The organism is Streptomyces griseus, from assembly GCF_001715295.1.
Classification (GTDB): Bacteria; Actinomycetota; Actinomycetes; order Streptomycetales; family Streptomycetaceae; genus Streptomyces; species Streptomyces griseus_G.
Genome location: NZ_MDKB01000002.1, coordinates 1534981 through 1550220, shown reverse-complemented (window position 1 = coordinate 1550220; position 15240 = coordinate 1534981). Strand labels below are relative to the sequence as shown.

The window sequence follows — 15240 nt, the reverse complement described above, 5'->3', positions numbered from 1 at the left end:
CCGTCAGCCGCCGGTGGCCGGACGGGCGGGGAAGCCGCCGGTGGCGACCGGGCCCCAGCGCTCCGGGGTGATCCGGATGATGGACTTGCCCTGCTTGATCATCGCCGCCCGGTACTCGTCCCAGTCGGGGTGTTCCCCGGAGATGTTCCGGAAGTACTCGACGAGCGGCTCCACCGAGTCCGGCGCGTCGATCACCTCGGCGGACCCGTCCACCTGCACCCACGGACCGTTCCAGTCGTCCGACAGGACGATCACGCTCACCCGCTCGTCCCGCTTGGCGTTACGGGTCTTGGCCCGCTCGGGGTAGGTCGAGACGACGATCCGTCCGGCGTCGTCGACACCGCAGGTGAGCGGCGAGCCCTGGGGGCGGCCGTCGGACCGGGTGGTCAGCAGGATCGCCCGGTGCCGGGGCCGCACGAAGTCCAGCAGCTCGGCGAGCTCCACAACGGTGTTGGTCGCGATGTTGGATGCCATACGGGCAGCCTATGCCTCGGCCGATTCGCCCTGCACGGCCTGGATGTCGAGCTCCACCCGCACGGTGGTGCCGATCGCGGAGATGCCCGCCTGCACCACCTGGTTGTAGTTCATGGCGAAGTCGGCGCGGCGCAGCTCCGCCGACGCGTGGAAGGCCGCCCGCAACCCGCCCCACGGGTCGGGGCCGGTGCCGAGATAGCTCAGGTCGAGGTCGATGTCCCGGGCCACCCCGTGCATGGTGAGGACACCGTGGACGGTCCAGCGGTCGGGGCCGGCCGGGGTCAGCCCCCGGGAGCGATAGGTGATCTCCGGGTACCGCTCGACGTCCAGGAAGTCCGCCGAGCGCAGGTGCTTGTCCCGCATGCCGTTGCCCGTGTCGATGCTGGCCGAGGTGATGTAGGCCTCCACCCGGGAGCGCTGGACGTCCTGGGCGATCTCGATCCGGCCGCCGAACTCGGTGAACCGGCCGTGCACGCTCGAGATCCCCAGGTGCTGGGCGACGGCGGCGACCGACGAGTGGACCGGGTCGAGCGACCAGGTGCCCGGCGGGGGAAGTTCCACACCGCCCTGCCGGGCCAGCACCACGGTGCCCGCCTCGACGCGGCCGGCGGCCGTGACGAGCGCGGTGGACGCGGCGGGGGCGTATCCGACGGCCGTCACGATCACCGTGTACGCGCCGGCCGGCAGGAGGTCGCCGGTGCGGACGGCCCCGTTCTCGTCGGCGGCGGCCCGGAGCACCTGGGTGCCCGTCATGTCCGTCACCGTCACGACCGCGTGCTGGACCGCCCAGCCGTCCCGCGTGCGTACCTGTGCGCGAAGTCCCATCCCGTGTTCTCTCCTTGCTCGGTCACCCGGTGGCCCGGTGACTCAGTGACTCAGTGACGCGGTCACCCGGTGACGCGGTGACGCGGTGACGCTGTGGCCCGATGAGATGGGCCCCGCGGCGGGGACGGCAGGCCGTCCCCTGCCTGCCGTCCCACCGCGGGGCCCTTTTCCGCCGGCGACCACAGCCTCTCCGCTGGGAGTGCTGTACCGCCAGGGGTCTTGGTGGATCTCCCTAATCGCTACACGCCCGGGTGGGCCAGTTCGATGTCGTGGCCGTCGATTCCGCTGCCGGTCACGGTCAGCGCACCGGCCACCGGCGGGTAGCCGGTCGCGATGATCGAGTACTCGCCCGCATCCAGGTCGGCGAAGGCGTAGGCGCCGTCCTCACCGGTCGTCGAGGTGGCGACCACGTTGCCCGCCGCGTCGATCAGCGTGACGCGGGCGTCGGACAGCGGGGCCCGGCCGGAACCGGCCCGGACGACGCCGCGCACCAGGGCGCCGGACTGCAGCACCGCGTCGACCCGGGTGACGCCCTGGCCACCGATCTCCACCGGCAGAGCCAGCGGGCGGAAGCCGGCCGCCGTCACGGCCACGGTCACCGAACCGGGGATCAGCTCGCCGAAGCCGAACTCCCCGGCCCCGCCGGAGACCCCGGTGGCCAGCACATCGCCGCGCACGTCGGTCACGACCACCATCGCCCCCTCGACCGGGGTGGCGTCCTCGGCGGTCCGTACGGTCCCGGAGAGGCCGCTCGTACCGGCGAGCAGGATGTCGTAGGCCAGTGGCTCGTCCGAGACGATCACGGTGGAGGCCTGCGGCTGGAAGCCGTCGGCGGAGGCGATCAGGACGTACGAGCCGGCGCCCGGGGCGTCCAGTACGTAACCGCCGTCGGCCTGGGCGACGGAGCGCCCCAGCTGCCGGCCGCCCAGCGAGATGAGCGTGACGGCCGCCTGGGCGACGGGTGCGCCCTCGGCGCCCCGGACCACTCCCCGTACGGGCGTGCCCTGGACGGCCGGGGCCGGCACGGGAGCCGCCTCGGTGGCGACCTCGACCGAGGTGACCCCGGCCGTTCCCTCGGCGACGAGCGCGGTGGTCGTGTCGGAGGACGCGAGTGCCTTCGCGTCCGGTGCCTCGGCCGTCGCCGGTACGGCGTCGTTGCCCGCGTGCGTCTTCAGGGCGACCTCCTTGATGAAGAGGGTCACGACGAAGGCGACGAGCGCGGCCGGGGCGGCGTACATGAAGACGTCGGCGACACCGTGTCCGTAGGCCACCTCCATGACCGTACGGAAGGGCGCGGGGAGCGCGTCCAGATCGGGGATTCCCCCGCCGCCGGTCCCGCCGTGGCCCAGGGCGGCACCCTCGGGGCCGAGGTCGGCGAGGCCCTCCTTGACGTAGTGGGTGACGCGGTTGGCCATGACGGCGCCCAGCGCCGAGACCCCGATCGCACCACCGAGCGAACGGAAGAACGTGACGACGGAGCTGGCCGCGCCGAGGTCGGCGGGAGCGACCTGGTTCTGCGTGGCGAGGACCAGGTTCTGCATCATCATGCCGATGCCGAGGCCCATGACGAACATGAAGATCGCGATGTGCCAGTACGTGGTGTCGTACCGGATGGTGCCCAGCATCCCGAGGCCGGCGGTGACCAGGAAGCCACCGCTGACCAGCCACGCCTTCCAGCGGCCCGTCTTGGTGATGACCTGGCCGGAGACGGTCGAGGAGAGGAACAGACCGGCGATCATCGGGATGGTCATGACGCCGGACATCGTCGGCGACTTGTCCCGCGCCAGCTGGAAGTACTGGCTGAAGAAGACGGTGCCCGCGAACATCGCGACACCGACGAACAGCGAGGCCAGCGAGGCCAGCGTGATGGTGCGGTTGCGGAAGAGGCGCAGCGGGATGATCGGCTCGCTGGCCCTCGACTCGATGAGGAGGAAGAGCGCGATGAGCACGACGGTGCCGCCGAGCATCGTGTAGGTCTGCCAGGAGACCCAGTCGTACTTGTCGCCCGCGAAGGTCACCCAGAGCAGCAGCAGCGAGACGGCGGCGCTGATGAAGAACGCGCCCGACCAGTCGACCTTGACGTCACGCTTGACGATCGGGAGCTTGAGGGTCTTCTGCAGGACGATCAGGGCGATGACGGCGAAGGGCACGCCCACGTAGAAGCACCAGCGCCATCCCATCCAGCTGGTGTCGGTGATGACGCCGCCGAGCAGCGGGCCGCCCACGGTGGCGACGGCGAAGACCGCGCCGAGGTAGCCGCTGTAGCGCCCGCGCTCGCGCGGGGAGATCATCGCGGCCATCACGATCTGGGCGAGGGCGGAGAGACCGCCGACGCCCACACCCTGCACGACACGGCAGGCGATGAGCATGCCGCTGCTGGTCGACAGGCCGGCCACCACCGAACCGGCGACGTAGACGACCAGGGCTATCTGGACCAGCAGCTTCTTGCTGAACAGGTCGGCGAGCTTGCCCCACAGGGGCGTGGTGGCGGTCATGGCCAGCAGCGAGGCCGTGACGACCCAGGTGTAGGCGCTCTGGCCGCCGCCGAGGTCGGAGATGATCTCGGGCAGGGCGTTGGAGACGACCGTCGACGACAGGATCGCGACGAACATGCCGAGCAGCAGCCCGGTCAGCGCCTCCATGATCTGCCGGTGTGTCATCGGCGCGCCGCCGGAGGCTTCCGAGCCCCCGTGCTTGGCGTGGCCGCCCCGCACACCGGTCGGTGTGGTCGTAGCCATGAAAATCCTTGTCTTTGCTTCTGTTACACGGGTGTACGGGTGTACGAGTCGTCGGAGTGTCCGGCGCGGCAGTCGCCGCTGTGCCGTCCGGGGACGCATCCACCGGAGCCGCGGCAGGAGAAACTGTCGCGCAGCCGGGACAACAACGTGTTGAGCTGTCCGACGTCTTCGTCGGACCAGTCGATGAGGTTGTGGGCGAACATCTCGGTGGTGCGCCGAGTCAGATCGTCGAGCAGTGCCTCCCCGGCCGGGGTCAGCCGCAGGATGCGGGACCGCTTGTCCGCCGGGTCCGGAAACCGTTCGATCCAGCCGTTGTCCACCACGTGGGCGACATGTCTGCTGGTCACAGACATGTCGACGGCCAGCAGCTCGGCCAGCCGGGTGATCCGCATCTCGCCGTACTTGGCCAGGAGCGTGAGCACCGCGGCCGAACCGCTGGGGCACTCGGAAGGCAGGATGCGGGCGAGGCCCCGTTTGACGGCCCCGACGGCGCTGAGCTGCCGGGCCAGTTCCTCGTACTGGCTCCGTGCGGCCACCGGCCCTCCTGAGATCTACGGGACATCTTGTTGCTTAGGGCAACGATATAAGCCGTTGGTTGCTGCAGGCAAACGAAAGGGGGCTTGCACAAGTAAAGGAAGCCAAAAGGCTCCGTAGGCTGCCGGTCAAGCGCCCAGCGCATCCCAGGTGACCTGATCCGGATGTGTCCCTCGGCACACTCCGGGGGGCCGGAGGAAGGGCCGGTGGAAGGGCGGTGGAGGGGCCGGAGGGGAAGGAGGGGGGAGTAGGGGAAGGGCGGGGAGGGGGCGGTGGACACGGGGCGGGCTCGCGGAGACGGCGCGACCGCCACGACGGCCGGGTGAAGAGGTCGTGGACGTCCGGGACCGGCATCGCCCTTAGAGGACCCGGGGGTTGGGTGCTACGGCCGAGTTCGCTAGGGTCCTGGGCCATGGCACACAACCCCCACGCCCCGCAGCCGGGCCCCGAGGGCACTCATGATCCGGCGGGCAGCACCCAGATGTTCCGCGCCTTCGTCGACGAGGGCGAGCCGCAGCGCAGGCAGCAGCCGGCCGCGGCCTCGTCCGACTCCAGGACCGGGGTGATCGTGGCCCTCGTCGCGGTCGTCATCGTCCTCGGCGCCGTCGCCTGGCTCGCGCTCGGCTGATGTAACCCGCCCCCGCCGGCCTTCCTCGCTGCCGCTGCTCGCGTGGCCCGGACCCGGGGCACCGTACGCAGGTGGCGTGGGGGACCCGCCCGGCAGCCGTGCGGCCGGGCGGGGGCCCGTACAGGTGGCGTACGGACTGCTCGCACCCGCCTCCCGCGTTCGACCGGCGAAGGAGGCGGGTGCCTCCCGTTGCGGCGGTCGCCCCCACGGCGGTCCGGACGGCCGTGGGACCGGACGATTCTTGAGGAACGCCACGGCTCGGCCGCCGGGGCGGTGACCATGGGACCCGGCGGCCGGTGGAGCCGCGTCCCGGGTGAGGTGCCGCCGCCGGACGGACCGGCCGGACGGGGCGGTCGGCTGTCCGCCCCCTCCATGCCGGTCAGTCGGCGATGAGCCCTTCCCGGAGCTGCGTGAGGGTGCGGGTCAGCAGTCGTGAGACGTGCATCTGCGAGATGCCGACCTCGTCACCGATCTGCGACTGGGTCATGTTGGCGAAGAAGCGCAGCATGATGATCTGCCGCTCGCGCGGGGCCAGTTTGGCCAGCAGCGGCTTCAGGGACTCGCGGTACTCGACGCCTTCCAGCGCCGCGTCCTCGTACCCCAGGCGGTCCGCCAGCGAGCCCTCGCCGCCGTCGTCCTCCGGTGACGGGGAGTCAAGCGAGGAGGCGGTGTACGCGTTGCCCACGGCCAGGCCGTCGACGACGTCCTCCTCGGAGACGCCGAGGGCCTTGGCCAGCTCCGGAACGGTCGGCGAGCGGTCGAGCTTCTGGGCGAGCTCGTCACTGGCCTTGGTGAGGGCGAGCCGCAGCTCCTGGAGCCGGCGCGGCACCCGCACCGACCAGGAGGTGTCCCGGAAGAAGCGCTTGATCTCCCCCACCACGGTGGGCATCGCGAACGTGGGGAATTCCACGCCCCGTTCGCAGTCGAAGCGGTCGATGGCCTTGATCAGGCCGATCGTCCCGACCTGGACGATGTCCTCCATGGGTTCGTTACGGCTCCGGAACCGTGCCGCCGCGTACCGCACGAGCGGGAGGTTGAGCTCGATGAGTGTGTCCCGCACGTACGTCCGCTCGGGGCTGTCCGTTCCTTCGGGACCCGAGGCGGGGCCCAGCGCGGCGAGCCGCAGGAACAGGGAGCGGGACAGGGTGCGGGTGTCGATGGCTTCCGGCGAGCTGGTGAGCACGGCAGGTGCCGGCACGCTCTTCGTGAGCGTGAGCACCTTCGAGCTGCCCTGTTCTGCGGACATGCCACCCCCTTGAGGTCGCGGACGGTCGCGGTGGCCACGACCATCGGAGGAACGCAGCCTCCACCTGAATACCGGAGGTAGGGCTGCGGCAAACGCGGTTCCTGCAGAATGTCACATGTCGGCAACACGCTGTAGTGACTTGTCGACAAGTCAGCGCCGAGACCGTGCAGGAAACAGGGGGTGTGCGGCATTTATGCCACGGGGAAAAGCCTGTGTGGGGTCTACCCGTTCCGGCTACGCCTCGATCCTGTTTGCGGATCGCAGACGGGCAAAGCTTCGGGCAAGAAGCCTTGACACGTGCATCTGGGAGACGCCCAGTTCGGCGCTGATCTGAGACTGGGTCAGGTTGTTGTAGTAGCGGAGCAGCAGGATCCGCTGCTCGCGCTCGGGCAGCTGGACGAGCAGGTGCCGTACGAGGTCGCGGTGTTCCACTCCGGCCAGCGCCGGGTCCTCGTACCCCAGCCGGTCCAGGAGGCCCGGCAGTCCGTCACCCTCCTGGGCGGCCTCCAGTGAGGTCGCGTGGTACGAACGGCCGGCCTCGATGCAGGCGAGGACCTCTTCCTCGGCGATCTTCAGCCGCTCGGCGATCTCCGCGGTGGTCGGTGAGCGGCCGTGAGCGGTCGTCAGGTCCTCCGTGGCGCCCGTGACCTGCACCCAGAGCTCGTGCAGCCGCCGGGGTACGTGCACGGTCCGCACGTTGTCCCGGAAGTAGCGCTTGATCTCGCCGACGACGGTCGGCATGGCGAACGTCGGGAACTGCACGCCGCGTTCCGGGTCGAAGCGGTCGATGGCGTTGATCAGCCCGATGGTGCCGACCTGGACGACGTCCTCCATCGGCTCGTTGCGGCTGCGGAACCGGGCCGCCGCGTACCGCACGAGCGGCAGGTTCGCCTCGATCAGCGCGGTGCGGACCCGGTGGTGCTCGGGAGTGCCGGGCTCCAGGGTCTTGAGGCGGCCGAACAGCACCTGGGTGAGTGCCCTGGTATCCGCGCCCCTGGTTCTCGTGGGGGGCGCGGAAGGGTCCGGCGTCTCGGTCTGGATGTCGTCGGTCTGGGCGTTCTGGGGCGGGACTTGAGGCGCTGTACTGGCCGGCACGGTGTCGCCACCCCTTTGCGGTCAACTACGGTCAACTCATCCGTCAAAAGCGGTCATAGCATCACAAGACATGCCCAGTGTGTGCAAGCACCGCATGGAGTCGTGTTGGGGGTGTTGTGGTTTAAACATGACGAAAAGCCCCTCTCCTGTACGGGGAGGGACTCGGCGGGACGGGGGCCGGGAAGGTCAGAAGGGGTAGTCGGCGATCACCCAAGTGGCGAAAGCGCGCCACTGACCGGCTGCCTCCTGATGGGCCGGGTGCTCGATGTAGCGCTTCAGGGACTCCTCGTCGGCGACCGCCGAGTTGATGGCGAAGTCGTACGCGTTCGGCCGATCGGTGATGTTCCAGGCGCACTCCCAGAACGCCAGCTCGGGGATCTTCCCGCCGAGCTCCTGGAAGGCCCGGGCGCCCGCGACGACCTGCGGATCGTCGCGTCCGACGCCGTCGTTCAGCTTGAACAGGACCAGGTGGCGGATCATGGGTTCTCCTAGTTCACGAGCTCGGACATGAAGTCCCCGACGCCCCGAGCGGCACTCGATATGCCTTCGAACCCTATTTGGACGAGGTCGGCGGCCCGGGCGGGGGACGTGATGATCGTGTACAGCACGAAGACCACAATCATGTAGAGCGCGATCTTCCTCGCTTGCACCACAGCCCGGCCCCTCCGTTCGATCACCTGTGCAGTCGCGTGATTGTAGCCGCAGGCGTGCCCGTATCCGGGGGCCGTTTCCGATCACTGACGTCGTTTCGAGGGACCAAGGGCCTGGCGTTCCGGACCGTTCGCCCATCGGCGCGGCTCCCGACGGGGAGGAGGGCGGTGAGTGGCCCGCCGTAGGTGTCAGAACCGCGCGGGCCAAGGGCTGTCCCGCACGTCCCGGTGGATCGGCGTGCGGCGTCGGATGCGGTGCATCGCAGGCGGAGGGACATTCGCATACGGGATGTATGGGGACGTTCCGGCAACGCGGCGAGGTGCCGTAGCCGTCGTCGCGCGCCCGCCGGGACGTGCGGGACGGCCCTTGAGGACAGGACCTCCGCAGGGTCCACGCCGCGGTACTTCCCCCGACCGCGGCGGGGGCCTGGGTCCCGGTCCTCACCGGGGGAAGCGGCGTGTCCCCCCGATGCCGCTTCCCCCGGCCTCATCCGCCGCGTCTCCGGCCCGAGCTCCGCGGCCGTACCAGGAACGCTCGAAGGGCCCGGCGCAGTGCGCCGGGCCCTTCGTGAAGAGCGGTAGCGGAGGGATTTGAACCCTCGGTGAGTTTCCCCACACTCGCTTTCGAGGCGAGCTCCTTCGGCCGCTCGGACACGCTACCGAGAGAGAGCTTAGACCATCCCGGGCCGTGGTCAGAAATCCGATTCCCCACAGGTCCGCGCGGCGCGTACCGGGCGGGCCCCGGCGGGTGCGCGAGAAGGCGTCAGCGGTCGCGGAAGAAGGCCGTCAGCTGGGCCGCGCAGGCGTCCTCCAGGACGCCGTGGATCACCTCGGGGCGGTGGTTGAGCCGACGGTCGCGGACGACGTCCCAGAGCGAACCCGCGGCCCCGGCCTTCTCGTCCCGCGCGCCGTAGACCACCCGGCCCACCCGGGACTGCACCAGCGCCCCCGCGCACATCGTGCAGGGTTCCAGGGTGACGACCAGCGTGCAGCCGGTCAGCCGCCAGGCGCCGAGGGCGGCGGCGGCCCGGCGCAGGGCGAGCACCTCGGCGTGCGCGGTCGGGTCGCCGGCTGCCTCGCGTTCGTTGTGGCCGGTGGCGAGCAGGGCGCCGTCCGGGCCCAGCACGACGGCGCCGACCGGCACATCGCCGGCCAGCGCCGCCTGCGCCGCCTCTTCGAGGGCCCGGCGCATGGGTGCCTGCCACGGGTCCCGCACGGGATCGGTGGGAGGGGGTGAGGTGGGTGGTGGTGCGGTCACCCGCGGACCCTAACGGACGGACTCCAGGACGTCGGAGGCACCGAGCGCGTCCGCGATCTCCGCGAGCGCGTCGGTACGCAGGGTCAGCAGGTCCTTCTCCGACAGGCCGAGGTCGGCCAGGAGCCCGAGATCACCGAGCGGCCCGGCCGGTACGGCGTCGGGATCGTGGTCCGGATCGAGGTCGGGGAGGGCGGTGCCGGCCGGATCGCCGGCGCCGTCCTCGGGTGCGTCGGGTTCGCCGTCCTCCGTGCCGTCGAGGTCGACGAGCTCCTCGAGTGCGGCGATCTCGTCCTCGGCTTCCGGTTCGCGGCCGAGCAGTTCGTCGGTGAGCAGGATCTCCCCGTACGAGGAGCGGGCGGCGGCGGACGCGTCCGAGACGTAGATACGGGGGTCCTCCTCACCGTCCACCCGGACGACGCCGAACCAGGCGTCCTCCTGCTCGATGTAGACCAGGACCGTGTCCTCGTCCACCGAGGCCTCACGGGCCAGATCCGTCAGGTCGGACAGGGTTTCCACATCGTCGAGCTCTGTATCGCTCGCTTCCCACCCGTCTTCGGTGCGCGCGAGCAGTGCGGCGAAGTACACCGTGACTCTCCCACTGTTCATAGGCGAATCGGTCCGACGGGAGGGCAGACGGTCATCCGGCTGCTCTGGGCCCCGCCCAATCGGCATCGTGGCAGAAACGAGCGCGTTGCGAGACCTCTTCGACCGTTGCGTCGGCCATGAGTTCATGGAGTGCCCGGTCGGCGGCAGCCCTTCCGTCGCCCTCACCGAGCCCGTCCGCAGGCCCTGGGTCCGGCGGTCACCAGCGGAATGTGCGCATCCGCATCTGCTGGCGCATACGGGCCGCACGGGCGCGGCGGGGCTGGACCCGGTCGCGGAGCTGCTTCGCCTCGTGCAGTTCACGGAGGAACTGCGCCCGGCGCCTGCGGCGCGCCGCTTCACTCTCCTGCGCGTCCGGCGCACTCTCCTGCGCCTCGGGCACGTCGCGCGCGTCGCGTTCCCGCCGTGCCTGATTCCGCTGCTCCCCGTCGGGCAATCGACACACCACCCCAAGCCTGGGTCCGTATGGCACCACCTTCCCTCCGAACAGGTGCTTGATGCCAGCGCAGACCGGCGAAGAGTGCGGCCTGGGCCCGGTTACTGTTGACGGCATGCGGATCCACGTCGTCGACCACCCGCTGGTGGCGCACAAACTCACCACGCTGCGCGACAGGCGCACCGACTCCCCGACCTTCCGGCGGCTCGCCGACGAGCTGGTCACCCTCCTCGCGTACGAGGCCACCAGGGATGTGCGGACCGAGCAGGTCGACATCGAGACTCCCGTGACGGCCACGACCGGGGTGAAGCTGTCCCACCCGCGCCCCCTGGTCGTCCCGATCCTGCGCGCCGGGCTCGGCATGCTGGACGGCATGGTGCGGCTCCTGCCGACCGCCGAGGTCGGCTTCCTGGGCATGATCCGCAACGAGGAGACGCTCCAGGCGGAGACGTACGCGACGCGGATGCCCGAGGACCTCTCCGGGCGGCAGGTCTACGTCCTGGACCCGATGCTGGCCACCGGTGGCACGCTCGTGGCGGCCATCCGTGAGTTGATCAAGCGCGGTGCGGACGATGTCACCGCGGTCGTCCTGCTCGCCGCGCCCGAAGGTGTCGAGGTCATGGAGCGCGAGCTGGCGGGGACACCCGTCACGGTGGTCACCGCCTCGGTGGACGAGCGGCTCAACGAGAACGGCTACATCGTGCCGGGCCTCGGGGACGCCGGCGACCGGATGTACGGCACCGCCGGCTGACGGCCGGGTCGAGCGGTCCGGGCGGTACGTCCGAGCGGGAGGACCGGCCGCCCGCGCGGCACCGCCGGGTGACGCCGCCGTGCGGCGCTCTCAGGAGCAGGCGGACGGTGCCGGGGCCGGCTTCGTCAGGGCGGCGAGTGCGGAGGCCGCGGCCTCCGGTGTGCTGAACGCCTTGAACTTCGTGCCGATGATCAGGTCGACGTCCGCCGTCCGGCGGGCGTCGGTCTTCCGTACGGCCCCGGGCAACTGGGTGGCGAGCACGGGGAACGAGCCGTCGGCCGCCGTCGGGGCGCCGAGCAGGAGGCCGGTGCCGGGCACCTTCTTGTCGTACGCGGCGGGTGCGTTGTCCACCTTGCCGATGGCGAACCCGCGCTTCTTGAGCTCGTCCGCGGCGGCCTTGGCGAGCCCGCTGCGGGGCGTCGCGTTGTAGACGTTGACCTTGACGGCCGCGGGCTTCGGCAGGGTCTTCACGGGGGCGGGCGCCGTCGGGGAGGGGCAGGCCTTCGGCCGGTCCGCCGCGTTCGCCTGCTCGTGGCTCCCGGTGAACACGTCGACGATCTGGAGCGTGCCCCATCCGGCCAGGCCGAGCGCCATGACGGCGGCGGCCCCCGGAAGGATCAGTCTGCGGCGGTTCCGGGGGCGGCGCATGCGCGGGTACGTGTTGCCCGTGACGCGGTACTTTCCGCCCATGCCGGGAGGGGTCAGCATGCTCATGGCCGCAGCGTAGTGCGACCTGGTGATGATGCCTACTTAAACGATCAGCAGATGGCACCCGTACGTGCACAAAAGCACCCGAAAGGCCCGAAATGGGCCACGGGTGGGAGTGGCGCCGGTCAGCCCATTTCGAGGACGCGGGCGTGCAGCACCTGGCGCTGCTGCAGCGCGGCACGGACGGCGCGGTGCAGCCCGTCCTCCAGGTAGAGGTCGCCCTGCCACTTCACGACGTGCGCGAAGAGGTCGCCGTAGAACGTGGAGTCCTCGGCGAGGAGGGTCTCGAGGTCCAGCTGGCCCTTGGTCGTCACCAGTTGGTCCAGGCGGACCGGACGCGGTGCGACATCCGCCCACTGTCGGGTGCTTTCCCGGCCGTGGTCGGGATATGGCCGCCCATTTCCGATGCGCTTGAAGATCACACGGAAAGCCTACCGGGCGTGGGCCTCCTGGCGCAGCCATGGCGCGGGACTGCGATGGCGCTCCTCGCGCCCTGCAAGGGCGTCGGGGGCCGGGAGGGCGGGGCGATGCGGCCGGAGGGGCGCCCACGGGGCGTACGCCGCAGGCGCGTGCGGGTGCCTGCGGCGTACACCTGCCGGGCGGTGCCGTGCTACGCGGTGACGCCGTGCGCGTGGCCCTCGCGCAGGACACCCTTGCCGGTGGTCCCGGCGGCGCCGGGGGCGGTGGTCGCGGGGCCGGTCAGGGAGTGGAGGTCGTAGGCGTAGGTGCCCACGGCGTTGGCGATCACGTCGATGTTGGTGTCGAAGTGCGCCATGTCGAGGTTGTCCAGGTCGTCGCAGGCCGCGTGGTAGCAGGGGTCGTAGGCGATCCCCGCCGTGCCCCCGAAGGTCGTCGCCTCGGCGGCCGTCTTGATGCCCTCGGCGCCGGTGTCCGTGCCGCCGGACGGGATGCCGGCCTCGACGAACGGCCCGTAGTCGGAGCGTCCGGTGAAGTCCGTACCGGTGTGCGGCTTGCCCTGCTTGTCCAGGAACGCCGTGATGTCGTGTTCCAGTTGGGCCGAACCCTCCGGCCCCGGGCCCGCCCCCACGCCGTCGGAGTCGTCGCCGTCGAAGACGAACTGGGCGCCGTTCGGGGAGGCGATCATGTCGAAGTTGAGGTAGAGCGCGATCGCGTCGCGCTGGGCCTGGGACAGGTGGGCGACGTACGCCTCCGAACCCAGCAGCCCGTTCTCCTCCGCCGACCACCAGGCGAAGCGCACCTTGTTGGCGGGCGCCTTGTGTGTGCGGGCCAGCTCCAGGGCGACCTCGAGGAGGCCGGCCGAACCGGACGCGTTGTCGTTGATGCCCGGGCCGTCGGTGACCGAGTCGAGGTGGGCGCCGAGCATGACCGTCCTCGCCGCGTCCCCGCCCCGCGTCTCCGCCACGACGTTGCGGGTGGTGCGCTCCTCCTGGAGTTCGCGGATCTCGAAGGAGACCGTCACCTCGTCCGCGGCCAGGTCGGCGACGAGTTTCTCGCCCTCCTCCTGGGTGAGTCCGCCGGTGGGGATCTTCGCCGCGGCGGCGTCCCCGAGGGTGCCGGACAGCACGCCCTCGGTGTTGTTGTAGATGACCGCGCCCGCAGCACCCGCGGCGGCGGCGGCCTCCTGCTTCTGGGCGAAGGAGCAGCCGCCGCGCTTGATCAGGGCGATCTTGCCGGTGAAGGTGGCGGAGGCGTAGTCGGCCGCTTCGCAGCCGGTGGTGTCGTCGGTGGGGACGGCCGCGAGAGCGGCGCGGAGACCGCCGACGGGGGTGGACTTCGTGTAGGTCATCGCCCTGATGGCGACGTCCCGGGGCGTGGGCGTGACGACGGAGAGCTTCTCGGCGAGCGTCTCGGTGTAGACGAAGTCGAAGGTCTCGTAGCCGACCCGGTACCCCGCCTCCCGGAGCAGTCGGTACACGTAGGCGGCGGAGGCGTCGTGGCCGGGCGAGCCCGCCGCGCGGTGGCCGTCCGCCGAGTCGGCTATCGCCTGGAACCGCTGCAGGTGCCGGTAGGCGTCCGCAGCCGACGAGCGCTGCACCAGCTTCTGCGACAGCTTGGCGGCCTCCTTCGCCGGGTCGTGCGGGGTGTGTCCCTGGTGGGGGGATGCGGCGAGGAGGAGCGGTGTGGCCAGGGCGGTGGCGGCCACGACAGCTGCGGCTCTGCGACGAGTGGTGTGCACAGGTGTCCTTCCGGTGTGAACGGATGTGCAGGAGAGCTGAGGGGTACCCCGCATCTCCCGGTGGATCGGCGCGCGGTGTCGGACGCGGGGCATCGCACGGCGGAGGGACGTCCTCGTACGGGATGTACGGGGGCGTTCCGGCAACGCGGCGAGGTGCCGTAGCTGTTCTCGCGCGCCCGCCGTGAAGTGCGGGACCATCCTGGGCGAGCCGGCCGGTGTCTGGGAACCGTTTGTGCGGCCGAATATGAGCGGTCATGGCCTCTGGGTGATCACTTGGCCCGGCTCGCGGCCCTGGCCGCCGCCTTCACCTGCTGCTTGTACGCCCGCACCTCGGCGAGCGAGTCGGGGCCGGTGATGTCCGCCACCGAGCGGTGCGAGCCGGCTTCCCCGTACGGCCCTGCAGCCTCCCGCCACCCCGGGGGACGTACGCCGAACTGCTTGCCCAGCAGGGCCAGGAAGATCTGCGCCTTCTGGGTGCCGAACCCGGGCAGCGCGCGCAGCCTTCTCAGCAGCTCGGCCCCGGTGGTGGCGTCCGCCCAGACCGCGCTCGCGTCGCCGTCGTACTCCGCGACCAGGAACTGGCAGAGCTGACGCACCCTCGTGGCCATGGAGCCCGGATAGCGGTGCAGGGCGGGTTTCGTGGTGAAGAGTTCGGTGAAGGCGTCCGGGTCGTACGCGGCGATCTCCCGGGCGTCCAGGTCGTCCGATCCCATCCGCCGCGCCAGCGTGAAGGGGCCCGTGAAGGCCCATTCCATCGGCACCTGCTGGTCCAGCAGCATGCCGACCAGGGCGGCCAGCGGACTGCGCCCCAGGAGTTCGTCGGCCTCCGGCTGCTGGGCGATGCGCACGGTGGCGTTCTTGCCCGTCCCGTTGTCGGTCATACCTGTGATCATCGCCAGGACGGCGGGCATCGGCGACTCCAGCGGCCGGCTACGCGGGGCCGGCCCCACCGGACCGGCCGCCGCCGCGGTGCCGGCCCGACGTGTGCGGGGCATCCCCCCGTAGGCCGCGGCGCTCCGGCCGGGCAGCGGCCGTACGGCCGGGCGGTCGAGGGTTCCCGGTGCGTGCACGGCCTTCCGTGGGAGGACGGGTCTCCGGTTCGAGGAGTGCGGTACCGCTCGGCTGCCACGGCGGGG

At 71.0% G+C, this 15240-nt stretch carries 17 protein-coding genes and 1 tRNA gene; 2 read left to right on the top strand and 16 right to left on the bottom strand.

Going from position 1 to position 15240, the window contains the following annotated elements:
- Positions 1–3: 3 nt before the first annotated feature.
- The 4 genes from BA175_RS13565 to BA175_RS13550 all read right to left on the bottom strand — a co-directional run bounded on the left by BA175_RS13565 (position 4) and on the right by BA175_RS13550 (position 4573).
- Positions 4–474 (bottom strand): PPOX class F420-dependent oxidoreductase, encoded by a 471-nt coding sequence (locus BA175_RS13565; RefSeq protein WP_069171528.1) that lies wholly within the window; start codon positions 472–474, stop codon positions 4–6.
- A gap of 9 nt (positions 475–483) precedes the next feature.
- Positions 484–1299 (bottom strand): YceI family protein, encoded by an 816-nt coding sequence (locus tag BA175_RS13560; protein ID WP_069171527.1) that lies wholly within the window; start codon positions 1297–1299, stop codon positions 484–486.
- A gap of 239 nt (positions 1300–1538) precedes the next feature.
- Entirely contained in the window at positions 1539–4037 is a 2499-nt protein-coding gene (locus BA175_RS13555) for an MFS transporter (RefSeq protein ID WP_069171526.1), read from the bottom strand.
- Between the two features lie 23 nt (positions 4038–4060).
- On the bottom strand, positions 4061–4573 hold the full coding sequence (locus BA175_RS13550) for a MarR family winged helix-turn-helix transcriptional regulator (RefSeq protein WP_069171525.1): 513 nt from the start codon (positions 4571–4573) through the stop codon (positions 4061–4063).
- 410 nt (positions 4574–4983) lie between these two features.
- On the opposite strand from BA175_RS13550, the gene BA175_RS13545 reads away from it, so the two are divergent.
- Positions 4984–5199: a hypothetical protein gene (locus BA175_RS13545; RefSeq protein WP_069171524.1), complete on the top strand. Its 216-nt coding sequence runs from the start codon at positions 4984–4986 to the stop codon at positions 5197–5199.
- 379 nt (positions 5200–5578) lie between these two features.
- Here BA175_RS13545 and BA175_RS13540 read toward each other — a convergent pair whose 3' ends face one another.
- From BA175_RS13540 to BA175_RS13510, 8 genes are all read right to left on the bottom strand, one after another.
- Entirely contained in the window at positions 5579–6445 is an 867-nt protein-coding gene (locus BA175_RS13540) for an RNA polymerase sigma factor SigF (protein WP_069171523.1), read from the bottom strand.
- Positions 6446–6679: 234 nt separating this feature from the next.
- On the bottom strand, positions 6680–7540 hold the full coding sequence (locus tag BA175_RS13535) for an RNA polymerase sigma factor SigF (RefSeq protein WP_069171522.1): 861 nt from the start codon (positions 7538–7540) through the stop codon (positions 6680–6682).
- Between the two features lie 186 nt (positions 7541–7726).
- On the bottom strand, positions 7727–8020 hold the full coding sequence (locus BA175_RS13530; RefSeq protein WP_069171521.1) for a Dabb family protein: 294 nt from the start codon (positions 8018–8020) through the stop codon (positions 7727–7729).
- Positions 8021–8028: 8 nt separating this feature from the next.
- On the bottom strand, positions 8029–8193 hold the full coding sequence (locus BA175_RS31140) for a hypothetical protein (protein ID WP_175420819.1): 165 nt from the start codon (positions 8191–8193) through the stop codon (positions 8029–8031).
- A 573-nt stretch (positions 8194–8766) separates the two neighbouring features.
- Positions 8767–8851 (bottom strand) — tRNA-Ser (locus tag BA175_RS13525).
- 102 nt (positions 8852–8953) lie between these two features.
- Positions 8954–9382 carry a tRNA adenosine(34) deaminase TadA gene (tadA, locus tag BA175_RS13520; RefSeq protein ID WP_069171520.1) on the bottom strand — a complete coding sequence of 143 codons (429 nt, stop codon included), beginning with the start codon at positions 9380–9382 and terminating at the stop codon, positions 8954–8956.
- A 75-nt stretch (positions 9383–9457) separates the two neighbouring features.
- Positions 9458–10033 carry a tRNA adenosine deaminase-associated protein gene (locus BA175_RS13515; protein WP_069171519.1) on the bottom strand — a complete coding sequence of 192 codons (576 nt, stop codon included), beginning with the start codon at positions 10031–10033 and terminating at the stop codon, positions 9458–9460.
- Between the two features lie 217 nt (positions 10034–10250).
- Positions 10251–10487: a hypothetical protein gene (locus tag BA175_RS13510; protein WP_069172101.1), complete on the bottom strand. Its 237-nt coding sequence runs from the start codon at positions 10485–10487 to the stop codon at positions 10251–10253.
- A 115-nt stretch (positions 10488–10602) separates the two neighbouring features.
- Here BA175_RS13510 and upp point away from each other — a divergent pair, with 115 nt between their 5' ends.
- Positions 10603–11238, top strand: coding sequence for a uracil phosphoribosyltransferase (gene upp / locus BA175_RS13505; protein ID WP_069171518.1), 636 nt, complete (start codon positions 10603–10605; stop codon positions 11236–11238).
- Positions 11239–11328: 90 nt separating this feature from the next.
- On the opposite strand, the gene BA175_RS13500 is transcribed toward upp, so the two are convergent.
- From BA175_RS13500 to BA175_RS13485, 4 genes are all read right to left on the bottom strand, one after another.
- The gene (locus BA175_RS13500) at positions 11329–11928 is read right to left on the bottom strand and encodes a LytR C-terminal domain-containing protein (RefSeq protein ID WP_069171517.1); all 600 of its coding nucleotides are present in this window, start codon (positions 11926–11928) and stop codon (positions 11329–11331) included.
- Positions 11929–12071: 143 nt separating this feature from the next.
- Positions 12072–12368, bottom strand: a complete 297-nt coding sequence (locus tag BA175_RS13495) for a type II toxin-antitoxin system VapB family antitoxin (RefSeq protein ID WP_014155093.1) — start codon at positions 12366–12368, stop codon at positions 12072–12074.
- Between the two features lie 188 nt (positions 12369–12556).
- Positions 12557–14104: a M28 family metallopeptidase gene (locus BA175_RS13490; RefSeq protein ID WP_069171516.1), complete on the bottom strand. Its 1548-nt coding sequence runs from the start codon at positions 14102–14104 to the stop codon at positions 12557–12559.
- 269 nt (positions 14105–14373) lie between these two features.
- Positions 14374–14985 (bottom strand): HhH-GPD-type base excision DNA repair protein, encoded by a 612-nt coding sequence (locus BA175_RS13485; protein ID WP_069172100.1) that lies wholly within the window; start codon positions 14983–14985, stop codon positions 14374–14376.
- Positions 14986–15240: the final 255 nt, after the last annotated feature.

What these genes read in the sequence shown, in the direction of transcription:
- upp (WP_069171518.1), top strand. Translation starts at nt 10,603, where the DNA reads ATGCGGATCCACGTCGTCGACCACCCGCTGGTGGCGCACAAACTCACC.
- BA175_RS13560 (WP_069171527.1), bottom strand. Translation starts at nt 1,299, where the DNA reads ATGGGACTTCGCGCACAGGTACGCACGCGGGACGGCTGGGCGGTCCAG.
- BA175_RS13485 (WP_069172100.1), bottom strand. Translation starts at nt 14,985, where the DNA reads ATGACCGACAACGGGACGGGCAAGAACGCCACCGTGCGCATCGCCCAG.
- BA175_RS13500 (WP_069171517.1), bottom strand. Translation starts at nt 11,928, where the DNA reads ATGGGCGGAAAGTACCGCGTCACGGGCAACACGTACCCGCGCATGCGC.
- BA175_RS13540 (WP_069171523.1), bottom strand. Translation starts at nt 6,445, where the DNA reads ATGTCCGCAGAACAGGGCAGCTCGAAGGTGCTCACGCTCACGAAGAGC.
- BA175_RS13530 (WP_069171521.1), bottom strand. Translation starts at nt 8,020, where the DNA reads ATGATCCGCCACCTGGTCCTGTTCAAGCTGAACGACGGCGTCGGACGC.
- BA175_RS13545 (WP_069171524.1), top strand. Translation starts at nt 4,984, where the DNA reads ATGGCACACAACCCCCACGCCCCGCAGCCGGGCCCCGAGGGCACTCAT.
- tadA (WP_069171520.1), bottom strand. Translation starts at nt 9,382, where the DNA reads ATGCGCCGGGCCCTCGAAGAGGCGGCGCAGGCGGCGCTGGCCGGCGAT.
- BA175_RS13565 (WP_069171528.1), bottom strand. Translation starts at nt 474, where the DNA reads ATGGCATCCAACATCGCGACCAACACCGTTGTGGAGCTCGCCGAGCTG.
- BA175_RS13555 (WP_069171526.1), bottom strand. Translation starts at nt 4,037, where the DNA reads ATGGCTACGACCACACCGACCGGTGTGCGGGGCGGCCACGCCAAGCAC.